This window comes from Macellibacteroides sp. (assembly GCF_050251695.1).
GTDB lineage: Bacteria > Bacteroidota > Bacteroidia > Bacteroidales > Tannerellaceae > Macellibacteroides > Macellibacteroides fermentans.
In genome coordinates this window covers 21409-34042 of sequence record NZ_JBFWMI010000013.1, presented here as the reverse complement: position 1 = coordinate 34042, position 12634 = coordinate 21409, and the positions used below count along the sequence as shown (strand labels likewise).

Below are 12634 nucleotides of genomic sequence, written 5' to 3'. Positions count from 1 at the left end.
TAAAATTTAAGGACATGAAAAAAAATATAGTAAATAGAATCGCATTATATATTCTGGCACTTTGTATGGGACTTACCGCCTGCGATAGCTTTGAGGAGTTCAATACCAATCCGGATAAGTCGACAAAAGTTACTTCGGGTATGTTGGCAACGAACCTGATACTCGGAATTATGCAGGAGGATGGAACCACCAAGACTTTCCTAAGGGATGATATGCTAAGCAAGTATGTGGCGTGGACCGAAGGAAATGACATCGATTACCTGTTCAATAAATTGGGTAGGACAGACGACTTCTCCAATTATAGTTTCGAAAATATGGCCATGCTTGGAAATGTGGAGAAGATGATAGGCTTTGCTCCCAACGAGAAGGCTAAGAATTCGTATACAGCACTTGGCCATTTTATCCGTGTATGGAAATTCTTCGATCTTACGATGCGCGTGGGCGATATTCCCTACAGTGAGTCGATGAAGGGAGAAGAGGGTGTCGAATATCCGGCCTACGATTCGCAGAAAAGTGTTTTTCTGGGTTTGCTGAATGAATTGGATCTGGCAGATCAGCTTTTTGAGTCGGGTGAAAACTTTGACGGCGATCCGGTGTACGACGGAGATGTATCCAAATGGAGAAAAGCGGTTAATGCGCTGCAGCTTAAAATTCTGATCAATTTGTACAAGAAGAGTGCGGATGCGGAACTGAAGGTTGCCGACAGATTCCAGAAGATAGTTTCCGGTAAACCTATTTTTACATCCAACGATGATAATCTGCAGTTGGTGCATTCGGATAACTCCGGACAGAAATATCCTTTTTACAAGGAAGGGAATAATTTTATTGTGTTCAACCAGGTATCTTCTTTTGTAATCGATACATTGAAGGTGTTGGGTGACAGACGATTGTTCTATTATGCCAAGCCAACAGTGAAATCGGTAGATTCAGGACTTGAACCAACCGACTGGAATGCCTACAACGGTGTAGATCCTACGCTTACTTTCTCCGAAATTCAATCTGCCGTGGAGACCAAGAATGTATCTCAGCTCAATTTGCGTTACAGTGAACTGCCGGAAGGCGAACCTACATTCAAGCTTAGCTTTGCCGAAATGAACTTTATATTGTCAGAAGCCGTGGTTCGGGGACTTCTTGCCGGGAACGCAAAGTCATATTATGAACAGGGTATTCGTGCAGCTATGCGGTTTACAGCAGACCATACTCCCGATAGCTACGATTATCATCATGGAATGAAAATTACAGACCAGTATATTTCGAGTTATATTAATGGGGAAAAGGTTACCTTTGCAACAAATGCAAGTGCGCAGATTGCTCAGATAATTACTCAGAAATATCTTGCCACGTTCTTGCAGACTCCTTTCAGCGGATACTTCGAATACAGAAGAACGGGGATACCTAGATTTACAATCAACCCGCAATCCAACAGAAACGATCCATCGGACAAAATGCCGGTAAGATGGATGTATCCGCAGGATGAGTATAACTATAACACTGAAAACCTGAAGAAGGCGGTGGATAGTCAGTACAACGGAGTCGATACTGAAAACGAATTGATGTGGATTTTAAAGGATTAAACGTTTAAACAATGAAAATGAAAGGAATCTTTATCTTACTGCTGACTTGTTTTGCACTTCAGTTAACAGCTCAACAACCAACGCTGCGCTTCAATAAGCAGGGTAGTTTTAAAATTGTTCAGTTTACAGATTTACATTACTCGGTTGAAAAAGAAACTGTATCTGCTGCCGCATTGGAATGTATCAATAAGGTGCTGGACCTTGAAAAGCCGGATTTGGTAGTTTTTACAGGCGACCTGGTATATTCCAAGCCTGCCAAAGAGGGGCTGACTCGTGTGTTGAAGCCGGTAGTTGACCGTAAGCTTCCTTTTGCGGTTGTTTGGGGAAATCACGACGACGAACAAGATTTGTCGAGAGCCGTCTTGCAGTCGGTTGTAGAACAAATGCCCGGGTGTTTAGGAAAGAAAACCGATGGTATTCCGGGAGAGTCTAATTATATTCTTACTATTCTGCCAAACAGCGGCAACCAAGCCTCTGCTGTCCTTTATTTTATGGACTCGCATGCCTACTCCGCTCTTCCGCAGGTAAAAGGATACGATTGGATAAAGCCGGCACAGATTCAGTGGTATATAGATGCTAGTAAACGCTTTACTGATGCGAATGAGGGAAAACCCTTACCTGCATTGGCGTTCTTCCATATTCCTCTGCCCGAATATAATCAGGCAGCTTCCAGCGAAAATTCGCATTTGGTGGGTTATCGTTTCGAAAAGCCCTGTGCTCCGGAGTTGAATACGGGGCTGTTTACAGCTATGCTGACTGCCGGAGATGTGATGGGTGTATTTGTGGGGCATGACCACGATAATGACTTTGTTGCAGATTGGAAAGGGATAGCTCTGGGATACGGCCGGTTTAGCGGAGGTAATACGGAGTATAACAATCTTCCCGAGGGTAACGGTGCCCGTGTTATTGTGCTTAAAGAGAATACACGAGACTTTACCTCTTGGATTCGCCTGCGTAGTGGTGAGATAATGCAGAACATCCAACTAAGTAAATTAATCAAGCCTGTTAAGAAAGATTGAGGATTTAGTTGAGTTCCATTGGATACGCTATATAAAAGAGGTTCTTTTCCAATTAAATAATGCGATTTAATTTGAGAAAGGACCTCTTTGTTTTCTGTTTATTGTTATAATATGAATGAATTGAAATACTTTTACGGAGTAATACGCTCAAGCAGTCAATTACGGTGAATGAGAACGACAAACATAGTATAGATCAGTTTCGCAGATTATACGAAAAGTATGCACCTGCATTGATTTCCTTTGCCAGGAGATTTGTAGGACATGATGCAGCTCAAGATATAATCCAGGATGTCTTTCTTAAATTATGGGAGCTGAAATCTTTTACCATTATCGACGAAAGCATCCGAAGTTATCTGTATCGGTCTGTGCAGAATTCCTGTTTAAATTACCTGAGGCACGAAGTAATACATCATGAATATATCAATAGGGCATCCGCCGAATTGAAAATAGAAGAGCTGCAGTTTTGTACTATGGATGATATTCTGATAAAGGATGAACAGCTAAAATCATTGCACAAAGCAATTGAAGAACTGCCTCCTAAATGCCGAGAGGTATTTACTTTATACTACTTTGAAGAGAAAAAGAATGCAGAGATTGCCCTGCAATGCAATATTTCCGTCCGTACGGTAGAAACACATATTTACCATGCCCTGAAGCTGTTACAAAAAGCCGTCCTTGCAATTTTACTTATATTACTTTTTGCCAAGATGTTGTAATTGTAATCTTCGAAAATATTTTAAAAGAAGAAGGGCAGAAAGTCGGTCAACTGTATTCTGATTAGCCGGATTGCCTGCGATATACGATAGGCGATAGTTTTAGGAGAAATACCCATTTTAGATGCAATCTCGTTGTAGGTCATATCTTTAAATCTATTCATTTCAAAAGCTTCTCTATACTCCTTAGGTAAATCTTTTACGGCTTTATTATATAACTCCATTAGTTCGTTACAAACGTAAAAATCAGGATCTTCAAACTGTTCTTCAAATTTTTTACTTATGGAACTATGTACTTTGTAGCATACCTGGGCATGAGATACAGAATTAAGACATTTATTCTTGACAATGGTAAACAAGAGCCCTTTTAATGGGATTTCAGGAATTAGTGTTGTCCTGTTTTCCCAAAGCCACATCATGGTATCTTGTACTATTTCTTCGCATTCGGATGTAGGAACATATTGGCTCGCGAAAGCGCATAATCCACGGTAATAATCCTTATAGATGATGTTGAATGCATTTTCGTTTCCGGATCGAAGCTGTTTAACGACTTCGTTTTCATTTAAAAGGTCTTTATTGTCCATCAGTCCTCATGTTCTGAAGTACAAACATACTGTTTTTTTTTGTTAATCGATAGATTTGTAAAATTTATGAAAAAAAACAGGTTTATAGTTTAGTATATCTTATTTCTGAGCTGTATTAGTTATAGATGGTAAATTGAATATGGTAGTGGAAGAAGCGAAATTAGTTGAGTATGTACTTGGAATGCTTACTCATGAGGAAAATCTCATGATTGAAGAATGGTATAAACAATCCCCGGAAAATGAGAAACGACTGGATCAAATCTATTTTATTTTATGTGTAAAAGATAGGATGGAGGTGATGAATTCAGTAAATCCGGAAGAAGCGTTATCTGGATTTAAAAATAAGCTACGTAATAAATCCAAATTTAATGTGTTCCGTAACCACATAAGCATGATTCAGCGGGTTGCTGCTTTTTTATGTATACCTCTTTTTCTATTATCAGCATATCTTTTTCTCAAACCGGCTGAAAATTCTGTACAAATAGTAGATGTTGTAACCAACGCAGGAATGGTTTCATCTTTCAAACTACCTGATGGTACAAAAGTTTGGTTGAATTCTGGTAGCCGACTTAGCTACCCAACCCGATTTAATGATGAAAACAGGACTGTGAATTTGGAAGGCCAGGGATTTTTTGATGTGGTAAAGAATCCCGACAAGCCTTTTATTGTTAAAACAGAAGGAAACTATTCTGTAAAAGTATATGGAACAGAATTTAATGTCTCGGCGTATAAGGATGATAATTATGTTGAGACCACTTTGGTTTCGGGATCAATAGAATTATTTGCAGGTAATAATAGTCAAAAAGTTAAACCGGGTGAAAAAACAATTTATGATAAACGAAGCTGCGACCTCAAGGTTATTAAAGTGAATACGGAATACGATACCGCGTGGAAAGATGGTAGTATAATTTTCAAAAACCACACAATGGAGGATGTTCTTAAAATTCTTGGAAGACACTATAACGTTCGTTTTGTGGTCAAAGATCAGCGGGTAATGAGCTCCGTAATTACTGGTAAATTTGATTACGAACAGTTGCCACAGTTGATGGAGTATTTAAAAATTGCTAGTGGTATTAAATATGAAATAAAAAAACCTCAAATACGTGATGGAATAATAATTGAAAAGAGTGTCGTAGAAATATATAAATAAAGTTGCTAACCTATTTAATACATTATGAGCCTATGATATAAAGAAAATCAAAAAAAACGGAAGGCTGTTGACGCACCCCTCCGTATAAAAAAGTCACTAAGCTGTTGACGCAGCTTTAAAATCATTTTTTTATTAATAAATCACACAAATTTATGGAAATTAATGCAACCTTAAAATCTGTTGGAAGTAAAATGCTATTTATTTTCAATAAAATACCATTAGTCATGAGATTAAGTATATTATTCTTTTTCATCAGTATTGGTTTTGTTATGGCCGAAAGCTCGTATGCCCAGGTTACCGAAATATCTTTGAGTGCTCACAATCAACCTATTGGAGCCGTATTAGATGCTGTAGAAAGTCAGAGTGATTTTTCATTTATATATGACAGTAAACTAGTTAATACTACCAGAAAAGTAACTGTTGATGTGAAAAATAAGAATATTTTTGATATTCTTAATCAATTGTTCTCTGGTTCGGATGTAGTTTATACAGTAATTAATAATAAAATTATACTTAGTAAAGCTCGCCTAGATAATAGCAATACTCCCGAACGGCAGCAAACCCGACGAATAGGAGGTAAGGTGGTAGACCTGAAAGGAGAACCAATTATCGGAGCCAATGTTTCTATTCTGAATACTTCAAACGGAACGATTACCGATATGGATGGAGCATTTGCTCTTGAATGTCCGGAAGGTGCTACAATAAAAATATCTTACATCGGTTATTTAACCCAACAAATAGTAACTAGCAATGAAACTTCGCTTATAATAAAATTAGTAGAAGATTCGCAAGCTATTGAAGAGGTCGTCGTAATTGGATATGGAATTGTTAAGAAAAAAGATTTAACAGGGGCTGTATCTCAGTTATCGGCAGGAACACTAAAAGATTTAAAAGTCTCACATCCTACTCAGGCGATGGCTGGACAAATGGCGGGGGTTCAGGTTCAACAGGTAGCCGGAGCGCCTGGGCAAGCCTCAACTATCCGGGTACGTGGTTCAGGTTCGATCTCAGCCTCAAGTTCCCCATTATATGTGGTAGATGGATATCCGTTAGGTGAGCAAAATCTAAATTCTATTAACCCGAACGACATTGAGTCCATAGAGGTATTAAAGGATGCATCGGCATCTGCAATCTATGGATCCAGAGCTGCAAATGGAGTTGTTTTGGTTACTACAAAATCGGGAAAATCAGGTAAGGTTAATATTTCGCTAGATGCCTATTACGGAACACAGGAGGTTACCAAGAAAATGGACTTAATGAATGCCCAGGAATTTGCGGAATTTAGTAAGGAGGCTTTTAATAATAATTACGTTGATAGAGTCTCGGGGGCAAAGGCTACAGATCCTTTAAGCATGCGTCCTGCAGGTAATCGCTATAAGTATCCAGCTATTTATGATGATGCTGCAGCAATGGCTGCTATTGGAAACGGAACAGATTGGCAGGATGAAATTTTCAGATCAGCTCCGATCCAAAATTATCAATTAACTGTTACAGGAGGTGATGAAAAATCAAAGTACATGTTTTCTGGAGGCTATTTTAGTCAGGATGGTATTATAATCGGAAGTGATTACGAACGTTATTCGGCCAGAGCCAAAATTGATAGCGATCTTACTAAATGGTTTAAGATTGGAATTAATATCGCACCTACCTATATGAATTCAAATACAATTACTCAAGGACATTGGGCGAGTGATGGAGTTGTGAATTCAGCATTAGCTACCTCTTCGATTGTTCCCGTATATAATTCGGACGGAACGTGGGCATCCCAATCTGAATATGCAGTAGCTGGAGATGGATTAACCGGGGTTCCAAATGCTGTTGCGTCGGCTACCGATATTGTAAATAAAAATACAAATCTTCGTCTGTTTGCTAATATGTATGCGGAAATTTCTTTACTAAAAAACTTGAAATTTAAAAGCACTATCGGCTCCGATATTATGGAATATAGAAGTCGTTATTTCCGTCCGTCAACTGTTCCCAAGAATGGAGCTGTTGCTCCACTTCCTTCAACAGACAGAAAAGCTACATCTTCAAGTGTTGAAGTAGTGAATTGGTTGAATGAAAACACGTTGAGCTATTTTGCGTCATTCAATAAAATTCATGAAATTGATGCTGTTGCAGGTTTCACCGTGCAGAAAAATATTTACAATCAGACATATGCAGAAGGATCTGACTTTCCAGATGACATTATTCAAACAATTAACAATGCGAAAGTAAAGAGTGGATCTACAGACACAAATGAATGGTCTCTTCTATCGTATCTGGCGCGTGTAAATTACAGATACAACAATCGTTACTATCTCACGGCTTCAATTCGTGCAGACGGATCTTCACGCTTTGGTAAAAATACCCGTTACGGATATTTTCCTTCAGGCTCTGTAGCGTGGAGAATTTCGCAAGAAGATTTTATGAAAGATATATCATTTATAAGTGATTTGAAAGTGCGTGCCAGCTTTGGTTTAACCGGTAACAACAGTATTCCTAATTATGGCTCTATCGGAACTATGAGTACGCAGAACTATGTGTTTGGGTCGGGAAGTGGAAATGTTGTTTCCGGAGCTGCTCAATCCAGTATTTCAAACGCCGATCTTACTTGGGAGAAAACCAAGCAATACGACCTTGGAATGGAATTATCTGTGTTGGATAGCAGATTAACATTCACAGTTGATGCTTACATGAGAAAGACAACCGATTTACTCCTTCAAGTTGACGTTCCATCTATTACGGGATTTACCAATGCGTGGAGAAATATTGGTAAACTAGATAATAAAGGATTGGAATTTTCAATTATGTCAAGAAATATTTCTGGTAAGGACTTTACATGGAACACCAATTTTAATCTGTCATTAAATAGAAATAAAGTGGTTGCATTAGGCCCTTCCGGGGATCCAATTCAAAGTGATGGTGGTGCTGGAACTACTCATATAACAATGATCGGAGAACCTATTGGAAGCTTTTACGGATATAAAATGATTGGTATTTATATGAATAAGGCTGATCTGGATAATAATCCGCATACCTCTAATTCACATGTTGGCGATGTAAAATTTGAGGATATAAATAAAGACGGCACAATTGATGCAAATGATAGAACTATTATTGGGAATAATATGCCTGACTTTACGTGGGGGATGTCTAATTCATTTACCTATAAGAATTTTGATTTGAATATAATGTTGCAGGGAGTACATGGTAGCGAAGTGCTTCATTTGGGGAAACGTTTCTATACCCAAATGGAGGGAAATCAGAATCAGATGAGGTCTGTGCTTAACAGATGGCAATCCGAAGAAAATCCAGGTGATGGATGGACGCCAAGAGCGAATTCTTCTACAACCGGACAGAACAATGCTGTATCGAGCCGATGGGTTGAAGATGGGTCATTTATCCGGATCAACAACCTGACACTTGGATATACATTGCCAAAGATTCTTATAAATGCCTGGAATGTACAAAATGCACGTTTTTACCTCTCTGTTCAGAATTTGGCAACATTCAGCGATTACAGCGGATTTAATCCGGAAACAAGCCATAGAGAAGATAGTGTACTTGCACCTGGAACCGACTATGGGATGTACCCTTTGGCACGTACATATACAGTAGGTATGAACGTAACATTTTAATTTAGTGGATATTAAATAAGATAATTATGAAGACAGTATATTTAACATTATTACTATGTACCGGGTTGCTTATTTCTTCATGCTCAGAAGATTTCTTGGATCTTAAGCCTAAAACCCAGTTAAGTGTGGATGACTATTTTAAAACTCCGGAACAGTTTGAATCTGCAGTTAATGGAGCTTATTCATCTCTTCAGGAAGGTAATCTTTATGGAAATTGGTATGTGCTTTCTGAAATTCCGTCAGATAATACGAGTAATCAACTTTCTGGATCGGTTACGGATCAAGACGAGTTTGATAAATATTATATAAGATCTACAAACCCGTATATTGCTAATTTTTGGAATTCAAGTTATATGGCAATAAATAGGATTAATACGGTCTTAAATAGAATTGACGGAATTAAAATTGATAAATCAGTTGGAGACCGTTATAAGTTGGAATGCAAATTCTTACGTGGATTACTTTACTTTAATCTGGTTCGTGTGTTTGGAGATGTACCTCTTGTGTTAAATGAAATAAGCATTAGTGATTCTTATGCGATTTTGAGGGAGTCCAAAGATAAAGTGTACAGTCAGATTATTGCAGATCTTTCTGAAGCAGAATCACTTCCAGCATCTTATTCGGAAGATGTAAATAAAGGTAGAGCAACCTCAGGTGCTGCAAAAGCTCTGCTAGGAAAGGTTTATTTGACGATGAAAAATTATAAAGATGCCGAAACAAAACTGGCTGAGGTTATTACAAGTAATAGATACAGTCTTCTTGAAAACACCTCAGGATCATTAAATATAAATGGATATGCTGCAGTATTTAATGCGAATAATCATAATAATTCTGAGTCAGTTTTTGATGTTCAATTCAAAAAGGGTGGATTTGGTGAAGGAAGTAATTTCCCAAATACATTCGCTCCAGAGAATTCTGGAACAAATGTTGTTCCTTTGGGTTCTACCGGAGGGAACAACTTACCAGGCGATGATATGATTAACTCTTATGAACCAGGTGATTTGCGCAAAGGATTTTCTGTTGCTTCCGGATATTATGATGCACGTAAAAACGGAGCTTGGGTAGAGTCAAAATACATTAAAAAATACTTTGATACCCCCTATAAAGATGGAGATTCAAATAACAATTTCCCAGTAATACGTTTTGCGGATGTCTTGTTGATGTACTCAGAGGCTTTAAATCAAAATGGTAAGACCGCTGATGCATGTACCTATTTAAATAAAGTTCGCCGTAGAGGTTTCGGATATCAGAGCAACGAGGTTTCACCTGTAGATATTAATACAACAAATAAGGATTTATTCCTTTTAAAAGTTGAACAGGAAAGACGGGTAGAGCTTGCGTTTGAAGGCCACAGATGGTTTGATTTAATTAGGACAGACCGAGCTGTAGAGGTTATGACAGCCAAGGGTTACAAATTAAATGCAACTAATCTTATATGTCCTGTACCACAGAAACAGATAGATATTAATCCGGTTATTACACAGAATGAGTATCGGATAGAGCCTAAATAATGTTTCGAGAGGAATGATAATTACATAAATAAATATCCGGTCACTAGGCCGGATATTTATTTAAACAGATTCTTAATCTATATCAATATTTAAAAATGAAAAGCAGGTTTTTATTGACTTCGATTTTAGGAATTCTTTTATCTGCAGGAATTTGTACAGCTCAATCTATGTTATTTAAATTGATTGATTATGTAGATCCTCTGATTGGAACGGCTCCAAGCTCAACAGTAAGTGCCATTGCCCATGGTGAAGGAACTGAATTACTAGCGAATACAAACCCAGCGATTGGTGTGCCTCATGGGATGACACATTTTTCCCCTCAAACGCGTGCATCCGAGCGGAAATGCTTATCGCCATACTATTTTGAGGATTCAATTCTGCAGGGTTTTAGGGCTGGGAGATGGTTAAACGGCTCTTGCACGCAAGATTATGGCAGTGTTACTTTGATGCCATTATGTGGACCTCTGTCTTTTGTCCCGACATCCGAATACAGAGGTTCCTTATTTAGTCATCAATTAGAAAAAGCTTCTCCGGACTATTACTCAGTTAATCTGGAACGCTACAATATTTTTGCTGAATTGACCGGATTACAGCGAAGCGGTATATTTAGGTTTACCTATAAGACTGAGGGTATTGGCCATTTAGTAATTCAACCAAATAGTGATGAGTCAAAAGGGTTTGTCGAAATTGACCCAGTAGCGCAGGAAATTAGAGGCTTCAACCCTGTTCATCGTATATATCAGGGATCAGGGAAATTTGCTGGCTTTAGTGTTTTTTTTGTTATTAAAACATCAAAGCCATTTAAAACGTTCGGTACGTTTAACAACAGTAATTTGTTTGAAAGTCAGAAAATGATATCGGACCAACGGAACTGTGGGGCATATGTTTCCTTTTTGATGAAAGAGAACGAGCAATTAATCGTAAAAATCGGAACTTCTTTCACTTCAATGGATGGCGCAAGAAATAATTTGAGTGCAGAGATTAATCAAAAGGATTTTGATATGGTCCGGGCACAATCAGCAGCTATATGGGAGAAAGAACTTTCGAAAATAGTTGTAGAAACAGAAAGTATAACCGATAAAACGATCTTTTATACAGCACTCTATCACAATTCGCTGGCTCCTAGGATATTTAATGATGTGGATGGAAAATATCCAGAATTCTCAACAGGAAAAATCGCACATACTACAGATCATGATTATTATTGTGAATTTTCAATGTGGGATATATATCGTGCAACGTTGCCGATGAATTCTATAATCAATCCTTCATTAACTGCTGATTGGGCAAGTTCTATGGTCCAAAAATACAAGTCAGGAGGTTGGTTACCTATTTTCCCACTCTGGAATAGCTATACTTCGGCAATGATTGGCGACCATGTAACAGCTTTTCTTGGTGATTTATTAATGAAAGGAATAGATAATTTTGACGTAGAAACAGCCTATGAAGCAATGCGAAAAAATGCTTTTGAATCGTCGGAAATAGTAAATCCGGATGAATATAAAGACGGTATGGGACGGCGCGCATTACTTTCTTATTTAAAATTTAATTATATTCCAATGGAAGATTCGGTCTGGGATGCTTTTCATAAACAGGAACAGGTTTCAAGAACGTTAGAATATGCTTATGATGATTTTGTTCTTTATCAAGTTGCAAAACTTCTAAATAAACCGGAATCTGACGCTTTAAAACGACGATCAAACAATTATAAAAATGTGATTGATCCAGAAACAGCTTGGGCACGTGGTCGTAGAGCAGATGGAAGTTTTATTAATCCTTTCTATCCAAATCTTAAAGCTTTTTATATAACAGAAGGAACACCAATGCATTATACCTGGTATGTTCCACATGATCAAGAGGGACTAATTAACCTGATGGGTGGTGAGGAGAATTATTTAGCTCGACTTGATTCAATGTTCACAGAGGACTACTATTGGCATGGAAATGAACCGGGTCATCAAATCCCATTTTTGTTTAATTATGCTGGAGCTCCCTGGATGACACAAAAATATACCAGGAAAATTATTCGCGAGGAATATGCAACTGGTCCCGGAGGTTTGTGCGGGAACGAAGATGCAGGTCAGATGTCAGCATGGTATCTGTTTGCTTCTGCCGGATTTTATCCTGTTTGTCCCGGAGTACCTCAATATGTGCTTGGAAGTCCGATATTTGATAGAGCAACTTTTCATCTTGAGAATGGAAATAGTTTTACTATTATTGCCCTAAATAACAGTGATGAAAACTGTTTTATACAGTCGGCTACTTTAGATGGAATGCCTTATAATAAAAGCTACATAAACCACCGTGATTTATTGGAAGGAAAGACGTTGGTTTTGATAATGGGAAATAAACCTAATAAAGCCTGGGCAGTTGAGCAGAATTCGCGTCCCTATTCCTTAAGCCGTTAGTTTGTGTTTTTTTCTATGGCAATAGATTTGGTTATTAAAATTAAGTTATATTTGG

General features: G+C 38.0%; 8 protein-coding genes. 7 read left to right on the top strand and 1 reads right to left on the bottom strand.

The genetic code is table 11. The features are described from left to right. The first annotated feature begins 14 nt into the window (after window positions 1–14). From AB7E53_RS03640 to AB7E53_RS03630, 3 genes are all read left to right on the top strand, one after another. Window positions 15–1574 (top strand): SusD/RagB family nutrient-binding outer membrane lipoprotein, encoded by a 1560-nt coding sequence (locus tag AB7E53_RS03640; protein WP_446774212.1) that lies wholly within the window; start codon window positions 15–17, stop codon window positions 1572–1574. Between the two features lie 17 nt (window positions 1575–1591). After that, window positions 1592–2593, top strand: coding sequence for a metallophosphoesterase family protein (locus tag AB7E53_RS03635; protein WP_421469243.1), 1002 nt, complete (start codon window positions 1592–1594; stop codon window positions 2591–2593). Between the two features lie 164 nt (window positions 2594–2757). Next, on the top strand, window positions 2758–3309 hold the full coding sequence (locus AB7E53_RS03630; protein WP_421468601.1) for an RNA polymerase sigma-70 factor: 552 nt from the start codon (window positions 2758–2760) through the stop codon (window positions 3307–3309). 20 nt (window positions 3310–3329) lie between these two features. Here the strand turns inward: AB7E53_RS03630 and AB7E53_RS03625 are convergent, their stop codons facing one another. Continuing rightward, entirely contained in the window at window positions 3330–3890 is a 561-nt protein-coding gene (locus tag AB7E53_RS03625; protein WP_421468602.1) for an RNA polymerase sigma-70 factor, read from the bottom strand. 139 nt (window positions 3891–4029) lie between these two features. On the opposite strand from AB7E53_RS03625, the gene AB7E53_RS03620 reads away from it, so the two are divergent. From AB7E53_RS03620 to AB7E53_RS03605, 4 genes are all read left to right on the top strand, one after another. Further along, a complete protein-coding gene (locus tag AB7E53_RS03620; RefSeq protein ID WP_421468606.1) occupies window positions 4030–5040 on the top strand; it encodes a FecR family protein in 1011 nt (336 codons plus the stop codon). A 224-nt stretch (window positions 5041–5264) separates the two neighbouring features. Beyond that, window positions 5265–8660, top strand: a complete 3396-nt coding sequence (locus AB7E53_RS03615) for a TonB-dependent receptor (RefSeq protein ID WP_421468607.1) — start codon at window positions 5265–5267, stop codon at window positions 8658–8660. A 26-nt stretch (window positions 8661–8686) separates the two neighbouring features. Next, window positions 8687–10171, top strand: coding sequence for a RagB/SusD family nutrient uptake outer membrane protein (locus AB7E53_RS03610; RefSeq protein ID WP_321623682.1), 1485 nt, complete (start codon window positions 8687–8689; stop codon window positions 10169–10171). 95 nt (window positions 10172–10266) lie between these two features. Then, entirely contained in the window at window positions 10267–12579 is a 2313-nt protein-coding gene (locus AB7E53_RS03605; RefSeq protein WP_446774210.1) for a GH92 family glycosyl hydrolase, read from the top strand. Window positions 12580–12634: the final 55 nt, after the last annotated feature.

Bases quoted from the DNA above. Each gene is read 5' to 3' on its own strand.
- AB7E53_RS03640 (WP_446774212.1), top strand. From the start codon at position 15: ATGAAAAAAAATATAGTAAATAGAATCGCATTATATATTCTGGCACTT.
- AB7E53_RS03635 (WP_421469243.1), top strand. From the start codon at position 1,592: ATGAAAGGAATCTTTATCTTACTGCTGACTTGTTTTGCACTTCAGTTA.
- AB7E53_RS03625 (WP_421468602.1), bottom strand. From the start codon at position 3,890: ATGGACAATAAAGACCTTTTAAATGAAAACGAAGTCGTTAAACAGCTT.
- AB7E53_RS03620 (WP_421468606.1), top strand. From the start codon at position 4,030: ATGGTAGTGGAAGAAGCGAAATTAGTTGAGTATGTACTTGGAATGCTT.
- AB7E53_RS03615 (WP_421468607.1), top strand. From the start codon at position 5,265: ATGAGATTAAGTATATTATTCTTTTTCATCAGTATTGGTTTTGTTATG.
- AB7E53_RS03610 (WP_321623682.1), top strand. From the start codon at position 8,687: ATGAAGACAGTATATTTAACATTATTACTATGTACCGGGTTGCTTATT.
- AB7E53_RS03605 (WP_446774210.1), top strand. From the start codon at position 10,267: ATGAAAAGCAGGTTTTTATTGACTTCGATTTTAGGAATTCTTTTATCT.